The organism is Streptomyces sp. NPDC057010 (assembly GCF_042673805.1).
GTDB lineage: Bacteria > Actinomycetota > Actinomycetes > Streptomycetales > Streptomycetaceae > Streptomyces.
The window spans coordinates 1-19076 of sequence record NZ_JBHUSC010000049.1 but is presented as its reverse complement, the minus strand read 5'-3'; the positions used below and the strand labels follow the sequence as shown (position 1 = coordinate 19076).

The following is a 19076-nucleotide window of genomic DNA, read 5'->3' as shown; positions in this document are numbered from 1 at the left end:
CCATCTTCCGGGCGGTGACTGGTGATACGTGATCAAGAAGAGACGGAAGTGACGACGAAGGAGCAGGGTGTGAGCCCTCCGGACGGCGCGACGGCGGACGACGACGCGCGCCCTGACGACGGTCCGGAGCACAGTGCGCGGCGCGGTGGCCCGCTGGACGGTTCACAGCCCGGCGCCGACGGCGGTGCGGACGCCGCCCACGAAGCCCCCGAAGCATCCGAGGCCTCTGAGGCCCCCGAGGCCGGTCCGCACGGGCACGCCCCCACGGCCGCCGACCGGGTCGAGGTGGACGAACCGCTGCTCGCCGCCCGCGTCCACCGGCCCTCCGACCTCGTACGCCTCCTCGTCGGCATCCTCGGCATCGCCGTCGTGCTCGGCATCGCCGCCTTCGCCCACGGCACCACCGTCGGCCTGGAAGAGGACATCAACAAGGGCACCGGCCAGGCCCCCGACCTGCTGATCAAGGTCGCCGCGCTGGTGTCGAGCATCGCGGTGCTGCTGCTCCCGGTCGCCTTCGCCATCGAGCGGCTGATCAAGCGCGACGGGCTGCGCATCGCCGACGGCGTGCTCGCCGCCGTCCTCGCGCACGGGGTCACGCTCGCCACCGACCTGTGGGTCTCCCAGGCCGCCCCGGAGACCATCCAGGACGCCCTCACCCGTTCCGCCGGCGCCGGCGGGGCCCTCACCGACCCGGTGCACGGCTACCTCGCGCCCGTGATCGCGTACATGTGCGCCGTCGGGATGACCCGCAGACCGCACTGGCGCGTCGCCCTGTGGGTGGTGTTGCTGCTCGACGCGTTCACGATGCTGGTCAGCGGCTACACCACCCCCTTCTCGATCATCCTGACCGTGCTGATCGGCTGGAGCGTCGCGTACGGGACGCTGTACGCCGTCGGCTCGCCCAATGTGCGCCCCACCGGGCAGAACCTCCTCGCGGGACTGCGCCGGGTCGGCTTCCAGCCGGTCAGCGCGATGCGCGCGGAGATGCCCGACGGCCCCGAGGCCTCCGAGGTGAGCGACCGGGGCCGCCGCTACCACGTCACCCTGGAGGACGGCCCGCCGCTCGACGTCACGGTCGTGGACCGCGAGCAGCAGGCGCAGGGCTTCTTCTACCGGGTCTGGCGCCGGCTCACCCTGCGCGGCATCACCACCCGGCGCAGCCTGCAGTCGCTGCGCCAGGCGCTGGAGCAGGAGGCGCTGCTCGCGTACGCCGCCATCGCGGCCGGGGCGAACGCGCCGAAGCTGATCGCCACCTCCGAGCTCGGCCCGGACGCCGTGATGCTCGTGTACGAGCACCTGGGCGGCCGGACCCTGGACGCCCTCGGCGACGAGGAGATCACCGACGACCTGACGCGCAACGCGTGGGAGCAGGTACGGGCCCTGCAGTCGCGGCGGATCGCGCACCGGCGGCTCACCGGGGACGCGCTGGTGGTGGATCGTTCCGGCAGCGTCATCCTCACCGACCTGCGGGGCGGCGAGATCGCCGCGGGCGATCTGGTGCTCCGGATGGACATCGCGCAGCTGCTGACCACGCTCGGCCTGCGGGTCGGCGCGGAGCGGGCGGTGGCCTCGGCGGTGTCGGTGCTCGGCCCGGACGCGGTGGCGGACTGCCTGCCGCTGCTCCAGCCGATCGCGCTGAGCCGCTCCACGCGGGCGACGCTGCGCAGGCTGGCCCGGGAGCGGGCCGACCGGCAGCGGGAGGCCGTACTGGAGTCCTCGCGGGCGGCGAAGGCGGCGCGCGAGGCGGGCTCGGACACGAGCCCCGCCGCCGACCGCAAGGCCGAGAAGAAGGCGCTGGACGACGCGCTCGAAGGGGCGCGGGAGGAGGACCTGCTGAGCCAGATCCGCCAGCAGGTGCTGCTGATCCGCCCGCAGGCGCCGGTGGAGCCGGCCCGGCTGGAGCGCATCCGGCCGCGGACGCTGGTGTCGTTCATCGCGGGCGCGTTCGGCGCGTACTTCCTGCTGACGCAGCTGGCCCACGTGGACTTCGCGAAGATCATCGGCGAGGCGCAGTGGGGCTGGGTCGGGGCGGCGCTGGCCTTCTCGGCGCTCAGCTACTTCGCGGCGGCGATGAGCCTGCTGGGCTTCGTGCCGGAGCGGGTGTCGTTCCTGCGGACGGTGGTGGCGCAGGTCGCCGGGTCCTTCGTGAAGCTGGTGGCTCCGGCGGCGGTCGGTGGTGTCGCGCTGAACACGCGGTTCCTGCAGCGGGCGGGGGTCCGGCCGGGGCTCGCGGTCGCGAGCGTGGGGGCCTCGCAGCTGTTCGGGCTGGCCAGCCACATTCTGCTGCTGCTGTCCTTCGGCTATCTGACCGGGACCGAGAAGACGCCCGAGATGACCCCGTCCAGGACCGTCATCGCCGGTCTGCTGACCGTGGCGGTGCTGGTGCTGGTGGTGACGGCGGTCCCGTTCATGCGGAAGTTCGTCGTGACGCGGGTGCGGGCGCTGTTCGCGGGGGTGGTGCCCCGGATGCTGGACGTGCTGCAGCGGCCGCAGAAGCTGATGACGGGCATCGGGGGGATGCTGCTGCTGACCGGTTGCTTCGTGATGTGCCTGGACGCCTCGATCCGGGCGTTCGGGGGCGGCCAGGCCATCAGCTACGCGAGCATCGCGGTGGTCTTCCTGGCGGGCAACGCGCTGGGCTCTGCGGCGCCGACGCCGGGCGGTATCGGCGCGGTGGAGACGACGCTGACGCTGGGGCTGATCGCGGCGGGCCTGGAGAAGGAGGTCGCGATCTCGGCGGTCCTGCTCTTCCGGCTGATGACGTTCTGGCTGCCGGTGCTGCCGGGGTGGGTGTCGTTCAACTTCCTGACCCGCAAAGAGGCCATCTAGCCTCCGGCCCGGTGTGCGGAACTCCCGGGGCCTGCGGGCCGGCGTCCTGGGGCTCCGCCCCAGACCCCGCGCCTCAAACGCCGGCGGGGCTGGCTTCTGCCCGCCTGAGTGGGCGAGTGCGGCCACAAGAACCGGGGCTCCGCCCGGCCCCCTCGGCGTTCGAGGCATCAGAAGGCCAGCGGGAGGGTCGCCAGCAGCGTCAAGGAGGCGGCCAGTTCCATCGCGCCGACCACGGGGACGCGCAGGCCACGGCCCGGGAGGGTGGCGGCGCGCGTCAGGTAGGCCGTGAAGGGGAGCGCCAGCCAGGGGGAAAGCACGGTGGCCAGCCCCAGGGCCGCCGCGTGGTAGGCCACCGAACCGGCCCGGTACGCCCGCGAGTTCCGCTCCCGGATCATCGTCTTCACGTACGGCACCGTCCCCGCGAAGTAGAGCAGGCAGGCGGCCGCCGCAGGCCACGCCCCGGCCGGGGAGAGGCCTCCCAGGCGGGCCGCCACCAGGAGCATTCCGCAGGCCGGGACCACCGCCGCCAGGCCGTTGGCCAGGGCCCGCTCGCGGCCCAGCCAGGCGTAGTACGCGTTCACCGCCATGAACGGTGCGGCGAGCAGGGCGGCCGGCAGCAGCCAGGGGTGCAGTACCGCCAGCGGAACGCCCGTGGCCGCGCACGCCGCCCCGAACACCACCGCCGGCCGCGCGTGCCGGTCCGCCGACCGCAGGCCGCGCCTGCGCAGCCGCAGCCACTGCTGCGCGTGGAACACCGCGGCGTACCCGAGCAGCCAGGCCGCGAACAGCACCGCGTGCGCCCACCCCGGCCGCGGGGACAGGAACGTGCCCGCCAGGAACGGGACCGTCAGCATCGCCCACGCCCCGTGCTGGTCCGGGAGCCACACCCGTCTTCTCGCCACCGTGCCGCAGCCCTTCGTAATTGGTATTGCATCGCGTAATTTCGCCCCGCCCGCGCGAAGTTGGGCATTTTCCAGCCTGCCAGCCGGTCGGCCCGCGAAATACCGGGAAGAGGTCACGGCCGCAGGGGACCTTTGTCACCGCTTTCGCCTTTTCGGCGGGCGTAGCGTCGAATCACCAACATTTCCTTTCCGGCCTGGAGGGTCGTCGTGCACGAGCGTCAGGGACACAGGGACGCCGCCGATTCACTGATCAAGGCGGGCAGTTTCTTCACGCGTGCCGAGGTGTCCGAGGACCTGCGCACCGTCCACCGGACCGGGGGCCGCGCCGCCGAGGCGTTCTACCGGGACCGCTGGAGCCACGACAAAGTCGTGTACTCCACCCACGGCGTGAACTGCACGGGCTCCTGCCGCTGGAAGGTGTACGTCAAGGACGGGATCATCACCTGGGAGACCCAGGCCACCGACTACCCCTCCGTCGGCCCGGACCGCCCCGAGTACGAGCCCCGCGGCTGCCCCCGCGGTGCCTCCTTCTCCTGGTACTCGTACTCCCCCACCCGCGTCCGCTACCCCTACGTGCGCGGCGCGCTGCTGGAGACGTACCGCGAGGCCAAGCGCCGGCTGAAGGACCCGGTCCTGGCCTGGGCCGACATCCAGGCCGATCCGGAACGCCGCCGCACCTACCAGCGGGCCCGCGGCAAGGGCGGGCTGGTGCGGGCGACGTGGGAGGAGGCGACCGAGATCGTCGCCGCCGCTCACGTGCACACGATCAAGGAGCACGGCCCGGACCGGGTCGCCGGCTTCTCGCCGATCCCCGCGATGTCCATGGCCTCGCACGCCGCCGGCGCCCGCTTCCACTCCCTCATCGGCGCCCCGATGCTGTCCTTCTACGACTGGTACGCCGACCTCCCGGTCGCCTCCCCGCAGGTGTTCGGCGACCAGACCGACGTCCCGGAATCGGGCGACTGGTGGGACGCCGCCTACCTGATGATGTGGGGTTCGAACGTCCCCGTCACCCGCACCCCGGACGCGCACTGGATGGCCGAGGCCCGCTACCGCGGGCAGAAGGTCGTCACGGTCTCCCCCGATTTCGCGGACAACACGAAATTCGCCGACGAATGGATGCACCCGCACCCCGGCACGGACGGCGCGCTGGCCCTCGCGATGGGCCACGTCATCCTCAAGGAATTCTTCGTCGACCGCCGGACCCCGTTCTTCGAGGATTACGTCCGCACGTACACCGATCTGCCGTTCCTGGTGTCCCTCAGGGAGACGGAACAGGGCCTCGTGCCCGGCAAGTTCGTCACGGCCGCCGATCTCGGCCGGGACACCGAGAACGCCGAGTGGAAGACCGTCCTCGTCGACGACGCGACCGGCGAGCCCGTCGTCCCGAACGGCACCCTCGGGCACCGCTGGGGCAGGAACGAGACACCCGAGTGGAATCTCGACCTCGGCGACACCGTCCCCCGGCTCACGCTCCTCGCGGAAGGGGAGAGCGCCGAGATCGTCCTGCCCCGCTTCGAGGACGACGAGCGCGGCGGCACCGTCCGCCGCGGGGTTCCCGTCCGCCGCCTCGGCGGCCGCCTGGTCACCACCGTCTTCGACCTGATGCTCGCCCAGTACGGGGTCGGCCGCCCGGGTCTGCCCGGCGAGTGGCCCACCGGCTACGAGGACGCCTCCCAGCCCGGCACCCCCGGCTGGCAGGAGTCCCTGACCTCCGTCCCCGCCGCCCAGGCCGCCCGCGTGGCCCGGGAGTTCGCGCAGACGGCCGAGCAGTCGCGTGGCCGGTGCATGATCCTGATGGGCGCCGGCACCAACCACTGGTTCCACTCCGAGACCATCTACCGCTCCTTCCTCGCCCTGCTCACCCTCACCGGCTGCCAGGGCCGCAACGGCGGCGGCTGGGGCCACTACGTCGGCCAGGAGAAGTGCCGCCCGGTCACCGGCTGGGCCACCCTCGCCGCCGCCTCCGACTGGTCACGCCCACCGCGCCAGATGATCGGCGCGGCCTGGTTCTACCTGCACACCGACCAGTGGCGCTACGACACCCTGCCCGCCGAGGCACTGGCCTCCCCGCTCGCGGAGGGCGCGTTCGCGGGCATGACCGGCGCGGACTGCCTGGCGGCGAGCGCCCGGATGGGCTGGATGCCCTCGTACCCGACCTTCGACCGCAACCCCCTGGAACTGGGCGAGGCCGAGGACCCGATCACGGAAACGGTCCGGCAGCTCAAGGACGGCACCCTCGGCTTCGCCGGCGAGGACCCGGACGCCCCGTGCAACTGGCCGCGCGTGCTCAACGTGTGGCGGGCCAACCTCCTCGGCTCCAGCTCCAAGGGCAACGAGTACTTCCTCAAGCACCTCCTCGGCACCCACTCCAACCTCCCGGAGGACGGCCCGCGCTGCGCCCCGAAGGACGTCACGTACCGGGAGGAGGACGTCGAGGGGAAGCTGGACCTCCTCATGACCATGGACTTCCGGATGACGTCCACGACGCTCCTGTCCGACGTGGTCTTCCCCGCCGCCACCTGGTACGAGAAGCACGACCTGTCCTCCACGGACATGCACCCCTTCCTGCACGCCTTCAGCCCGGCCGTGGACCCGCCCTGGCAGGCCCGCTCCGACTACGACGCCTTCCGCTGCCTCGCCGAGCGCTTCGGCGAGCTCGCCCGGACCCACCTGGGCGTCCGCCGGGACCTCGTGGCGACCGCCCTCCAGCACGACACCCCCGGCGGCGAGATGGCCCAGCCCGGCGGGGTCGCCCTCGACTGGTCCAAGGGCGAGTGCGAGCCGGTACCCGGCAGGACGATGTACAACCTGGCCGTCGTCGAACGCGACTACGGGGCCGTGGGCGAGAAGTTCGCCGCGCTCGGCCCGCTCGTGGACGCGCTGGGCGTGACGACCAAGGCGATCACCTTCGACGTCGCCGAGGAGGTCGCCTACCTCGGTGAGAAGAACGGCCTGGTCAGGTCCGGGACAGCCGAGGGCCGGCCGCGCCTGGACACGGCGCAGCGGGCGTGCGAGGCGATCCTCTCCCTCTCCGGCACGTCCAACGGCCGCCTCGCCACCCAGGGCTTCGAGACCCTGGAGAGGCAGGTCGGCACGCACATGGCCCACCTGGCCGCCGAGGCCGAGGGCAAGCGGATCACCTTCGCCGACACCCAGGCCCGCCCGGTTCCGGTGATCACCTCGCCCGAGTGGTCGGGCTCGGAGGCCGGCGGGCGCCGCTACACGGCCTTCACCGTCAACACCGAACACCTCAAGCCCTGGCACACCCTCACCGGCCGCCAGCACTTCTTCATCGACCACGACTGGCTGCACGAGGTCGGCGAGTCCCTGCCCGTCTACAAGCCGCCGCTCAACATGCACACCATCTACGGGGAGCCCGAGCTCGGCGTCGTCGACGAGAAGGCGAAGTCGGTGGCGGTCCGGTACCTGACCCCGCACAACAAGTGGGCCATCCACAGCCAGTACCAGGACAACCTCTACATGATGACGCTGGGCCGCGGCGGCCAGACGGTGTGGATGTCCCCGCAGGACGCCGAGGCGATCGGGGTCGCCGACAACGACTGGATCGAGGCGGTCAACCGCAACGGCGTGGTCACCGCCCGCGCGATCGTCTCCCACAAGATGCCGCCCGGGACGGTCTACATGAACCACGCCCAGGAGCGGACGGTCGGCGTCCCGAAGACGGAGAAGACGGGCCGCCGCGGCGGCATCCACAACTCCCTGACCCGGGTGATGCTCAAGCCCACCCATCTCATCGGCGGCTACGCCCAGCTCACCTGGGCCTTCAACTACCTCGGCCCGACCGGCAACCAGCGCGACGAGGTGACGGTCATCCGCCGCCGCGACCAGAAGGTGGAGTACTGATCCCCATGCGCGTCATGGCTCAAGTGGCGATGGTCATGAACCTCGACAAGTGCATCGGCTGCCACACCTGCTCGGTCACCTGCAAGCAGGCGTGGACCAACCGGCAGGGCACCGAGTACGCCTGGTTCAACAACGTCGAGACCCTCCCCGGCCAGGGCTACCCCCGCCGCTGGGAGGACCAGGAGAAGTGGAAGGGCGGCTGGGAGCGCACCCGCTCCGGCAGGCTGCGCCTGCGGGCGGGCGGGCGGCTGAAGAAGCTCGGCGGTCTCTTCGCCAACCCCCACCTGCCCGGGATCGACGACTACTACCAGCCCTGGACGTACGAGTACAGGAACCTCACCGAGGCCCCGGCGGGCGACGACCTGCCCACCGCACGCCCCGTCTCGCAGGTCACCGGCGAACCCATCGAAACGATCGAGTGGGGCCCGAACTGGGACGACAACCTCGGCGGCGCCCCCGCCAACGCACCCCTGGACCCGGTCGTCGAGAAGATCCGCGACGAGGTCGGCGAGAAGATCCGCTTCGAGTTCGAGCAGAGCTTCATGTTCTACCTCCCCCGGGTCTGCGAGCACTGCCTGAACCCGGCGTGCGTCTCCTCCTGCCCCTCCGGCGCGATGTACAAGCGGGAGGAGGACGGCATCGTGCTGGTCGATCAGGACCAGTGCCGGGGCTGGCGCATGTGCGTGACCGGATGCCCGTACAAGAAGGTGTACTTCAACCACCACACCGGCAAGGCCGAGAAGTGCACCTTCTGCTTCCCGCGCATCGAGGTCGGCATGCCGACCGTCTGCTCCGAGACCTGCGTGGGCCGGATGCGCTACCTCGGGGTGATGCTCTACGACGCCGACAAGGTCGCCGAGGCCGCCGCCGTGGAGGACGAGCACGACCTCTACCCCGCCCAGCTGGAGTGCTTCCTCGACCCGCACGACCCGGCCGTGACCGCCGCCGCCGAGCGCAGCGGCATCACCCGGGAGTGGATCGGGGCCGCGCAGAGGTCGCCGGTCCACGACCTGATCGCCACCTACCAGGTCGCCCTCCCGCTCCACCCGGAGTACCGGACGATGCCCATGGTCTGGTACGTGCCCCCGCTGTCCCCCGTCGTCGAGGCGGTCGCCGCCACCGGCAGCGACGGCGAGGACGCGGGCAACCTCTTCGGGGCGATCGACGCCCTGCGCATCCCCGTCGAGTACCTCGCGGCGATCCTCACCGCCGGCGACACGTACGCCGTCGAGGCGGTGCTGCGGCGCATGGCGGCGATGCGCGCCTACATGCGCCGGATCAACCTCGGCGAGGAGAAGGACGAGTCGATCGCGGCGGCCGTCGGCCTGACCGGCGCCGAGATGGAGGACATGTTCCGCCTCCTCGCGATCGCCAAGCCCGAGGACCGGTTCGTGATCCCGAGTTCGGCCCGCGCCGACGCGGAGGCGCTCGCCGAGACCCACCCGCTGGACGACGACGCCTGCCCCGTGGGCTCGGTGGGCGGCGATGCGCGCGTGATGCTCAACCTGAGCCCGACGAGGAGGTCTTCGTGACCCCGGACGCCTACGTGAGACTGGTGGCGGGCTGTGTCCTGCAGTACCCCGGCGACTACTTCCACGACGAACTCCCGCGGCTCCGCGCGGCCCTCGCCGGGGCGCCCGCCGAACCGGCCGCGCTGCTCGGCGCCTTCCTCGACGAGGCCGAGGCGCAGACCCCGATCGAGCTGTGCGCCCAGTACACCTCGACCTTCGACACCCGCAACCGGCGCTGCCTCTACCTCACCTGGTGGGTGGACGGCGACACGCGCCGGCGCGGGCTGTCCCTGGTCCGGCTGAAGCGGATCTACCGGGACTTCGGGCTGGAGTACGCGGGCGAGGAGCTGCCCGACTTCCTGCCCGTGGCCCTGGAGTTCGCCGCCCGCGTGCCGGAGGCGGGCACCGAGCTGCTCCAGGAGCACCGGGCCGGGCTGGAACTGCTGCGGCTCGCGCTCACCGAGTCCGGGTCCCCGTACGCGCGGGTCCTGGAGGCCGTCTGCGGGACGCTGCCGGGGCCCTCCCCCGAGACGAAGGCCGAGGCGAAGGCGCTCGCGCGCAGCGGTCCGCCGCAGGAGCTGGTCGGCGCGGGCTCTCCGCTCGAACCGTTCGGCCCCGGGCTCGACATGCCGCAGGACCTCCCGGCGGGCCCCCCGGCCCGTGCGACCGATCTCCCGTGGCCCACCCTCGCGGAAAGGCAGACGGCCTGATGGACCTCCTCCTGTGGGGCGTGCTCCCGTACGTCTCGGTCGCGCTGCTGATCGCGGGCACGGTCTGGCGGGCCCGCTTCGACCGCTTCGGCTGGACCACCCACTCCACCCAGCTGCACGAATCGCGCCTGCTGCGCATCGGCTCGCCGCTCTTCCACTTCGGCATGCTCTTCGTGGTCCTGGGCCACGTCGTGGGCCTGCTGATCCCGATGAGCTGGACCGACGCGCTCGGGCTGAGCGACCACGCCTACCACCTGCTGGCCGTCTCCACCGGCGCGGTCGCGGGCGTCGCGGCCGCCGCCGGCATCGGGATCCTGGTCTACCGCCGCTTCACGGTCCCGGCGGTCCGCAAGGCCACGCTGCGCAGCGACCACCTGATGTACACGTTCCTGCTGGGCGCGATGCTGCTCGGTCTGACCGCCACGGTCCTCAACTCCACCGGGCAGACCGGCGGCTACAACTACCGCGAGGGCGTCTCGGTCTGGTTCCGCAGCCTGTTCGCCCTCTCCCCCGACTACCAGCTGATGGCGGGCGCCCCGCTCGCCTTCAGGCTGCACGTCCTGTTCGGCTTCACCCTCTTCGCGCTGATCCCCTACTCGCGACTGGTGCACATGTTCTCGGCGCCCCTGCAGTACCTGTTCCGGCCGTACGTCGTCTACCGCAGGCGGGACCCCAAGCAGCCGGCGAACCGCCCCGACAGGCGCGGCTGGGAGCGGGTCTCGTGACGCCGCGCACGGTCGTCCGTACGCCCCGGCACGCCGTCTCCGAGCGCCCGTTCATCGTCATCTGGGAGGCCACCCGGGCCTGCCCGCTGGCCTGCCTGCACTGCCGGGCCGAGGCGCAGACCGCCCGCCACCCCGAGGAACTCGACGGGTCCGAGGCCCGCCGCGTCATGGAGCAGACCGCCGCCTTCGGCCGGCCGAGCCCCCTGTTCGTGATCACCGGCGGGGACCCCTTCCAGCGCGCCGACCTCACCGACCTGGTCGCGTACGGGACCTCGCTGGGCCTGCGCGTCGCGGTCTCCCCCTCCGGCACCCCGACCCTCACCCGGGCCAATCTGCTCGCGGTGCGCGAGGCCGGGGCGGTGGCCCTGTCCCTCTCGCTGGACGGTTCGACGCCCGGCCGGCACGACGCCTTCCGGGGCGTGCCCGGCGTCTACGACTGGACCCTGGAGGGCTGGCGGACGGCCCGCGAGCTCGGCCTCAAGGTGCAGATCAACACCACGGTCACCCGGAGCAGCCTGGAGGACCTGGCCGACATCGCCGCCCTGGTCCGCCGGGAGGGCGCGATGCTCTGGTCGGGCTTCCTCCTGGTCCCGACGGGCCGCGGCGGGCAGCTGGACTCGCTGACGCCCGACGAGACCGAGGACGTCCTGCACTTCCTCTATGACTGCGGCTCGGTCATGGCCACCAAGACCACCGAGGGCCACCACTTCCGGCGGGTCGCCCTCCAGCGCGCCGTCCTCGACGCGCGCGGGGAGCGGCCGCGGCTGGGCCCGCTGTACGGGCGCCTCTCGGCGCGCGCCGCCGAGCTGGGGCTGTTCGACGGGGAGCACCGGGCGGTGCGCCGGCCGCCGATGGACGTCTCCTCGGGGCGCGGGTTCGTCTTCGTCTCCCACACGGGAGAGGTCCACCCGAGCGGCTTCCTCCCCCTCTCGGCGGGCAACGTCAAGTCCCGCCCCCTGACCGGGATCTACCGGGAATCGGACCTGTTCACGCAATTGCGAGACTCTTCCCTGCTGCGCGGGAACTGCGGGGCCTGCGAGTTCAAGGCGGTGTGCGGGGGTTCGCGCTCGCGGGCGTACGGCTTCACCGGCGACGTCCTGGAGACGGACCCGTACTGCGCGTACGAACCGGGCAGCTTCCCCTACTCCGCAGAGATCGCATCTCTGGCCGAAAGCACGAGGCGCCGGCCCGCACACCCCCCATATCGTCGATATGGGACAGGAGAAGACATATGCGTTCAGTAATCGTCATCGGTGGCGGCATCAGCGGGCTGGCCGCCGCGTGGCAGTTGCGCGGCCGGGCCGACGTCACCGTGCTGGAGAGCCACTCCAAGGTCGGCGGCAAGCTCCGTACCGGCACCATCGCCGGGATCGCCGTGGACGAGGGCGCGGAATCCCTGATGGCCCTGCGGCCGGAGGCCGTGGAGCTGGCGGCCGCCGTCGGACTGGGCGACGCCCTGTGCGATCCGGCGAAGGCCCCCACCGCCATCTGGACCAACGGCGCGCTGCGCCCGCTGCCGGCCGGGCACGTCATGGGCGTACCGACCGACCCCGAGGCCCTGGCCGGCACCGGCCTCCTCTCCCCCGAAGGCGTCAACCGCGTGGCCGCGGAGGAGACCCTCCCCGCGGTCCCCCTCACCGAGGACTGCTCGGTCGCTGCGTACCTCGCCTCCCGGTTCGGCCAGGAGGCCGTGGACCGCCTCGTCGAGCCGCTGCTGGGCGGGGTCTACGCCGGCCGCGCCGACCGCCTCTCCCTGCGCGCCGCGATGCCCCGGATCGCGGCCCTCGCCGAGCAGGGTGCCCCCCTGCTGCCCGCCCTGCGCCGCATGAAGGGGGCCGGCGCCCCCCGCCCGGCCCCCGTGGCCGTCCGGGGCGTGGCGGGCGGCGCGGGCCGTCTCCCCCGGGCCGTCGCGCGGTCCAGCGGAGCCCGCATCCTCACCGGCACCACGGCCAGGGCGCTCCACCGCACGCCGGCCGGGCGCTGGCGGGTCCAGGCCATGACGGCCGACGGGGCCCTCACCATGGAGGCGGACGCGGTGATCCTGGCCCTGCCCGCCTTCGCGGCGGCGGAACTCCTGCGCCCGCACTCGCCGCTCGCCGAGGCGGACCTCGCGGCCATCCCCCACGCCTCCACCGCCGTGATCACGATGGCCTTCGCCCGGGCCCAGGCCCATTTCCTCCCGGAGGGCAACGGTTTCCTCGTCCCGCCGGTGGACGGCCACACCCTGAAGGCGGCCTCCTTCCTGTCCAACAAGTGGTCCTGGCTCACCACCTCGGCACCGGAGACCTTCGTCCTGCGGGCCTCCATCGGCCGGGTCGGCGAGGACGACCTCCTGGCCCACCCGGACCGCCACCTGGTCCGCACCGCGATCACCGAACTCCACCACGCGGTCGGCCCCATCGGCGAACCGCTCGCCACCCGCGTGACCCGCTGGGACCGCGGCCTCCCCCAGTACACCGTCGGCCACCGCGACCGCGTCACCCGCATCCGCGAGGCCGCCGCCAAGCTCCCGGGCCTGGCCCTGTGCGGCGCGGCCTACGAGGGCGTGGGCGTGGCCGCCTGCGTGGCCACGGGCCGCACGGCCGCCCGCGAGGTCCTGGCCGCCTAGCCACTTCCGGCGGGGCCGGGTGTGTGCCGGGGCGCCCCCGCTGGGCGCCGGACGCCGTCCCGCCGCCCCTGTCCGGCCCCTGGCCACGTTCGGCGCCCGAGGAGGTGCCCCGGCGCGCGCCCGGCCCCGCCGGAGCCGGCCCCTGGGCGGCTTCGCCGCGCCGGGCTCCGCCCCGGCTGTACGTGCCCCCCGGATGGGTCATCGCGGGGGCGGCCCGGTCCAACCCCGCACAGGATGGGGGCATGCCGAGAAAAGCCCTGCGGGTCACCGCCACCGCCGCCCTCGCGGCCGCGCTGCTCACCACCGGCGCGTGCTCCGACGGCGGCGACGGGAAGAAGACGAAGGCCGGCGGCGCCGAGGAGGTCAAGCCCCTCAAGTGGGGCGGGTGCGAGGCCCCCACCGCCGCGGAGGGCGGCGGGCAGGCCCCGCCCAAGGACTGGCAGTGCGCCACCCTGGACGTCCCGCTCGACTACGCGAAGCCCGAGGGCGAGACCATCCCGATCGCCCTGATCCGCGCGAAGGCCCGCAACCAGAAGGACCGCATCGGTTCGCTCGTCTTCAACTTCGGCGGCCCCGGCGGCTCCGGCATCGCCACCCTGCCCGGCGCCGCCAAGGAGTACGAGGCCCTGCGCGCCCGGTACGACCTGGTCAGCTTCGACCCCCGCGGGGTGGGCCGCAGCGCCCCCGTCCGCTGCGAGGACGACAGGCAGCTGGACGCGTACTTCGCCGAGGACTTCACACCGGTGACCCCGGAGCAGGAGAAGTCCTACGTCGACAACATCCGCACCTTTCAGAAGGCATGCGAGAAGAACTCCGGGAAGGTGCTCCCCTACGTCGGCACGGAGAACGCCGCCCGCGACATGGACCGCCTCCGCCAGGCCCTCGGCGACGAGAAGCTGCACTACTTCGGGATCTCCTACGGAACCGAGCTCGGCGGGGTCTACGCCCACCTCTTCCCGAAGAACGTCGGCCGGGCCGTCTTCGACGCCGTCGTGGACCCGACCAAGACCTCCGAGGAGAGCGCGCTCGGCCAAGCGGAGGGCTTCCAGCTCGCGCTCGGCAATTTCGCCCAGGACTGCGTGGACCGCGGCGACGAGTGCCGGCTCCAGGGCAGCACCGCCAAGGAGATCGAGGCGAACATCATCAAGCTCCAGAAGGACCTGGCCGCGAAGCCCATCGCGGGCATCGGCGACCGGCAGCTGACCGAGAGCGCCGCGACCAACGGCATCGCCCAGGCCCTGTACTCCAAGGAGCTGTGGCCGCTGCTGGAGAAGGGCCTCGACGAGGCGGACGGCGGACAGGGCCAGCTGCTGCTCGCGCTCTCCGACGCCCTCAACGGCCGTGACCAGCAAGGCCGGTACAGCAACATCGGCGCGGCGAACACCGCGATCAACTGCGCGGACTCCAAGGACCGGTACACGCTGGAGCAGACCAAGGCCAAGCTGCCGGCGTTCCGTTCGGCCTCGCCCGTCTTCGGGGACTTCCTCGGCTGGGCGATGATGAGCTGCACCGACTGGCCGGTCGCGGGCGCCTGGGAGACCCCGGACGTGTCCGCGCCGGGAGCCGCCCCGATCCTGGTGATCGGCGGCACGGGCGACCCGGCCACCCCGTACGAGGGCGCCCGCAAGATGGTGGAACGGCTCGGCCCGGGCGTCGGCGTGGAGCTGACGTACAAGGGCGAGGGGCACGGCGCGTACAACAGCGGCGACGCGTGCGTGCAGAAGGCGGTGAACACCTACCTCCTGGACGGGAAGCCGCCCGCCGCCGGCGCGGTCTGCACCGCGGGGACGACCCCGAGCCCCACGCAGACCGGAACCACCTGACCCGGCGGGCCGCAGTCAGGCCGGACACGGCAAAGGGCCGTACCCCACTCGGGAGGTACGGCCCTTCGGCACCTGCTTAGTAGACCGGCTTCTCGGGCTCGATCTGGTGGACCCAGCCGATGACGCCGCCACCGACGTGGACCGCGTCCGCGAAGCCCGCGGACTTCAGGACCGCGAGGACTTCCGCACTGCGGACACCCGTCTTGCAGTGCAGGACGATCCGCTTGTCCTGCGGCAGGTCCTGGAGGGCGGTGCCCATCAGGAACTCGCCCTTGGGGATCAGCTTCGCGCCGGGGATCGAGACGATCTCGTACTCGTTGATCTCGCGGACGTCGATGATCTCGATGTTCTCGCCGTCGTCGATCCACTCCTTGAGCTGCTTGGGAGTGATCGTCGACCCGGCGGCCGCCTCCTGGGCCTCCTCCGACACGACGCCGCAGAACGCCTCGTAGTCGATGAGCTCGGTGACGGTCGCGTTCGGACCGCAGACCGCGCAGTCGGGGTCCTTGCGGACCTTGACCTGGCGGTACTGCATCTCCAGGGCGTCGTAGATCATCAGGCGGCCGACCAGCGGCTCGCCGACGCCCGTGAGGACCTTGATGGCCTCGGTGACCTGGATGGACCCGATGGACGCGCAGAGCACGCCCAGCACGCCGCCCTCGGCGCAGCTCGGGACCATGCCCGGCGGCGGGGGCTCCGGGTACAGGCAGCGGTAGCAGGGGCCGTGCTCGGACCAGAAGACCGAGGCCTGGCCGTCGAAGCGGTAGATCGAACCCCACACGTACGGCTTGTTCAGCAGCACGCAGGCGTCGTTGACCAGGTAGCGCGTGGCGAAGTTGTCCGTGCCGTCGACGATGAGGTCGTACTGGCTGAAGATCTCCATCACGTTCTCGGCTTCGAGCCGCTCTTCGTGAAGGACCACGTTCACGTACGGGTTGATGCCCAGTACGCTGTCGCGGGCCGACTCGGCCTTGGAGCGGCCGATGTCCGCCTGGCTGTGGATGATCTGGCGCTGGAGGTTCGACTCGTCGACCTCGTCGAACTCCACGATGCCCAGCGTGCCGACGCCGGCCGCGGCCAGGTACATGAGGGCGGGCGAGCCGAGGCCGCCCGCGCCCACGGCCAGCACCTTGGCGTTCTTCAGGCGCTTCTGGCCGTCCATCCCGACATCCGGGATGATCAGGTGGCGGGAGTACCGACGGACCTCGTCAACGGTGAGCTCAGCAGCTGGCTCTACCAGGGGTGGCAGCGACACGGGGACTCCGTAGATGGGTATGACTTCATGGTGGTTCTCCCGTAACACTGCCACGCCCGTCTTCATTCCAAGACACCTGTCCCGATACGTGAGACGATTTCGTCCCAGTACGCGGGCATTGAGGCCCAGGGGTCCCGGTCCGCCGCCCCGCGCCGGTCGGTGAACCAGATGGTGCCCGCGCCCTGCCAGCGGGCGATCCGCATGGCCTCCTCCAGGTGGGTGCGGGGCACCCCGTGCACGAGGTGGCAGAAGCGCTCCGGCGGGTGGTCGGCGGTCCACTCCGCCACCTGTGACCAGCGGTAGTCGACCCAGGCCCCGGAGAAGGTGACCAGCTGGTCGGCGACCTCCGCGTAGCCCTCGCAGGGGTGGGTGCCGTGTCCGAGGACGATCCGGACGTCCTCGCCGAGGCCGCGCAGGGTGTCGGCGACGCGGCGCACCGAGGCCAGCTCCGCCTTGCCGGCCGGGGCGCCGGCGAGGTAGAAGCCGCCGACCCCGTACCAGTCGCGGAAGCGGTGCGCGTCGGAGACCAGCTCCCCGAAGCTCCGTTCGCCGTCCCGCATCGCGAGATGGCCGAGGAGCCGGGGGCCCGTGCCGCCGACCGCGCGCAGCTTCGCGGCGGCTTCCGTGCAGTGCGGGTCGGGCCGCCCGCCCGGGCCGTCCGTGACGTTGAGCACGGCCCAGTGCAGGGGGGTCCCTGGGCGGGTCAGCTCGGCCCACTCGACGGGCGCGAGTAACGGGTGTGCGTAGCCGGGGATGCCGAGGCCGAGGCGGCCGGCCTCGGTCGTGGCGGCCGCCGCGGCTCCCGGCGGGGTGGTCAGATGCGGCACGCGGCCTCCATCCAGATGTCCGCGAGGGACTCCTCCAGGTTGATCCGGGGCCGCCAGCCGAGGCGGTCGCGGGCGGTGCGGACATCGGCCTGCTGCCAGGCGCCGCAGCCGTCGGGGTACGGGTACGGGGGCGGGGCCGCGGCGGCCAGCTGCTCGGCCGTCGCCTCGGAGCGGGGGGATCCGATCGCGGCGAGCCCGGCCGGGCGGCCCGGGTGCCCGGGGTGTCCGTGGGCCTGCTGCGGTCCGCCGTGCGGGACGTCCAGCTCGTGCAGGGCGCCCCCGTAGCCGGCGACCCGGGCCAGGACGGCGGCCGCGTCGCGCAGCCGGACCGCGCGGCCGGTGCCGATGTTGACGACGCCCTGGGCGGCGGAGAGCGAGGCGGCGTGCACGGCCCGCGCCACGTCCCGTACGTCCACGAAGTCGCGCTGCACGCCGAGCCCGCTGAGCTTGAGCTCCCCGTCGCCGGACTGCATCGCGCGGCGCATGGCCTCGGCGAGCCGGCCGAGCGGGGATCCGGCCGGGGTGCCGGGGCCGACGGGCGAGAAGACCCGCAGGACGACGGCGTCCAGACCGGAGCCGAGCACGAGCTCGGTGGCGGCCAGCTTGCTGACTCCGTACGGCCCGCCGGGTCTCGGGACGGCGTCCTCGGCCGTCGACGACCCGGGCTGGCTGGGCCCGTACTCGGCGGCGCAGCCGAGCTGGACGAGGCGGGCCCCGCAGCCGCTGCGGCGCAGCGATTCGCAGATGGTGGCGACGGCGACGGTGTTGTGCCGGGTCAGTTCCCGGGCTCCGCCGCGGGTGGCGCCCGCGCAGTTGATGACGACGCCCGGGTGGACGGCGTCGAGGAACCGGGTGAGCGCGCCGGGGCTGCCGGTGGCCAGGTCGAAGCGGACGTCGGCGTCGTCGCCGCGGCCGAGCGCGGTGAGCTGGACGGCGGGGTCGGCGAGCAGCCGGTCGGCGACGTAGCGGCCGAGGTATCCGTTGGCTCCGATCAGCAGCACCCTCATCGCGTGGCCCCTTGGTTGGTTGGCTGGCCGGTCATCTTCTGTTTCTCCTTGCGGGTGGGTGGATGGGGCCGCGCATGGGCGGATGCGCGGGACAGCGCGAGGACTGCGTGTACGAGGAGTCCCGCCGCGGCGGCGGGCGCCGCCGCGGGGAACGGGACCAGGGCGAGTACGAGGGCGGCGGCCACGGGCCCGCGGTGGGTGCCGTGGCGGAGCAGGAGCCGGGTCAGGAAGAGCACCAGGGCGAGCGGCAGGACCGCGGCGAGCGGTGCCCGGGCGAGCGCGGCGGCCCCGGCGGCGGCCGCGGCGAAGGCGGCGACGGCCGCCAGGAGGAGGGGCCGGGCCCGGTCGGCGAAGTCCTCCAGGGCGCGGCTCCCGGCGAGCCGGGCCCTGGCGCGGGCGGCGAAGGCGGCGGCGAGCAGGTGCCCGGGGGCGACGGCCAGGGCGAGGCCGACGGCCAGGGCGGCGCCGTGCCGGTGCGCGGCCCAGCCGGTGGCGGCCGCGGCAAGCAGGTGCGCGGCGTAGGGGAACCGGCCGGTGGCGGCCCGCCCGGGCCAGACGAGGGCGGCGGCGGTGACGGCCACGGCGAGGGGCCCAACCCACGCCAGCCCGGCGGCGGCCGCCCCGAAGGCGAGGGCGCCGGGCAGGAGGGCGTAGCCGAGGCCGCGGAACGCGTCGTCCCGTGCCGGTGGCCGCGCGCCGGCGGGGGCCTCTCCTCTCGGGGTGCGGGCGTACATCTCCTCGGCGAGCGAGAACACGTCCCGGTGCCGGAACCGCGCGGCGGTCCGGTCGGTGATGCCGTGCGCCTCCAGCCCGGCGGCGATCTCCAGCGGATCGACGGCGCGCTCGCACAACTCCCGGTGCCGGTGCAGCAACGCCTTGACGGGATCCCCCTTACCGCGCCGCCGCACCGGTGCACTTCCCGCCTCGCCGGGGGCGACTTCAGCCTCGTCGGCGTTTGAGGCGCGGGGTCCGGGGCGGAGCCCCGGCGGCGGCGCCGCGTGCTGTGATGAGT

Annotated in this window: 13 protein-coding genes; 8 read left to right on the top strand and 5 right to left on the bottom strand. The window is 73.0% G+C overall.

Annotated elements, in window-relative coordinates:
• Positions 1-69: 69 nt before the first annotated feature.
• On the top strand, positions 70-2829 hold the full coding sequence (locus ACFTXQ_RS29415; RefSeq protein ID WP_382646314.1) for a lysylphosphatidylglycerol synthase domain-containing protein: 2760 nt from the start codon (positions 70-72) through the stop codon (positions 2827-2829).
• A gap of 167 nt (positions 2830-2996) precedes the next feature.
• Here the strand turns inward: ACFTXQ_RS29415 and ACFTXQ_RS29410 are convergent, their stop codons facing one another.
• Entirely contained in the window at positions 2997-3731 is a 735-nt protein-coding gene (locus tag ACFTXQ_RS29410; RefSeq protein ID WP_382646311.1) for a YwiC-like family protein, read from the bottom strand.
• A 207-nt stretch (positions 3732-3938) separates the two neighbouring features.
• Here ACFTXQ_RS29410 and ACFTXQ_RS29405 point away from each other — a divergent pair, with 207 nt between their 5' ends.
• The 7 genes from ACFTXQ_RS29405 to ACFTXQ_RS29375 all read left to right on the top strand — a co-directional run bounded on the left by ACFTXQ_RS29405 (position 3939) and on the right by ACFTXQ_RS29375 (position 14975).
• Positions 3939-7598 carry a nitrate reductase subunit alpha gene (locus ACFTXQ_RS29405; RefSeq protein ID WP_382646308.1) on the top strand — a complete coding sequence of 1220 codons (3660 nt, stop codon included), beginning with the start codon at positions 3939-3941 and terminating at the stop codon, positions 7596-7598.
• Positions 7599-7603: 5 nt separating this feature from the next.
• Complete coding sequence (gene narH, locus ACFTXQ_RS29400; protein WP_382646305.1) at positions 7604-9130, top strand: nitrate reductase subunit beta; 1527 nt, start codon at positions 7604-7606, stop codon at positions 9128-9130.
• Complete coding sequence (narJ, locus tag ACFTXQ_RS29395) at positions 9127-9819, top strand: nitrate reductase molybdenum cofactor assembly chaperone (protein WP_382646302.1); 693 nt, start codon at positions 9127-9129, stop codon at positions 9817-9819. Before narH ends, narJ begins: the two co-directional genes overlap by 4 nt.
• Positions 9819-10544, top strand: coding sequence for a respiratory nitrate reductase subunit gamma (gene narI / locus ACFTXQ_RS29390; RefSeq protein ID WP_382646299.1), 726 nt, complete (start codon positions 9819-9821; stop codon positions 10542-10544). The genes narJ and narI overlap by 1 nt, the downstream gene beginning before the upstream one ends.
• Entirely contained in the window at positions 10541-11788 is a 1248-nt protein-coding gene (locus tag ACFTXQ_RS29385) for a TIGR04053 family radical SAM/SPASM domain-containing protein (protein ID WP_382646296.1), read from the top strand. The genes narI and ACFTXQ_RS29385 overlap by 4 nt, the downstream gene beginning before the upstream one ends.
• The gene (gene hemG, locus ACFTXQ_RS29380; protein ID WP_382646293.1) at positions 11776-13152 is read left to right on the top strand and encodes a protoporphyrinogen oxidase; all 1377 of its coding nucleotides are present in this window, start codon (positions 11776-11778) and stop codon (positions 13150-13152) included. Before ACFTXQ_RS29385 ends, hemG begins: the two co-directional genes overlap by 13 nt.
• 242 nt (positions 13153-13394) lie before the next feature.
• Positions 13395-14975: an alpha/beta hydrolase gene (locus ACFTXQ_RS29375; RefSeq protein ID WP_382646292.1), complete on the top strand. Its 1581-nt coding sequence runs from the start codon at positions 13395-13397 to the stop codon at positions 14973-14975.
• A 76-nt stretch (positions 14976-15051) separates the two neighbouring features.
• On the opposite strand, the gene moeZ is transcribed toward ACFTXQ_RS29375, so the two are convergent.
• The 4 genes from moeZ to ACFTXQ_RS29355 all read right to left on the bottom strand — a co-directional run.
• Positions 15052-16230, bottom strand: coding sequence for an adenylyltransferase/sulfurtransferase MoeZ (gene moeZ, locus ACFTXQ_RS29370; protein ID WP_382646289.1), 1179 nt, complete (start codon positions 16228-16230; stop codon positions 15052-15054).
• A 62-nt stretch (positions 16231-16292) separates the two neighbouring features.
• A complete protein-coding gene (locus ACFTXQ_RS29365; RefSeq protein WP_382646287.1) occupies positions 16293-17057 on the bottom strand; it encodes a spherulation-specific family 4 protein in 765 nt (254 codons plus the stop codon).
• Positions 17045-18064 (bottom strand): NAD-dependent epimerase/dehydratase, encoded by a 1020-nt coding sequence (locus ACFTXQ_RS29360; RefSeq protein ID WP_382646285.1) that lies wholly within the window; start codon positions 18062-18064, stop codon positions 17045-17047. The genes ACFTXQ_RS29365 and ACFTXQ_RS29360 overlap by 13 nt, the downstream gene beginning before the upstream one ends.
• On the bottom strand, positions 18061-19076 hold a 1016-nt coding region (locus tag ACFTXQ_RS29355; RefSeq protein WP_382646282.1), incomplete at its 5' end, for a hypothetical protein. The genes ACFTXQ_RS29360 and ACFTXQ_RS29355, both read right to left, overlap by 4 nt.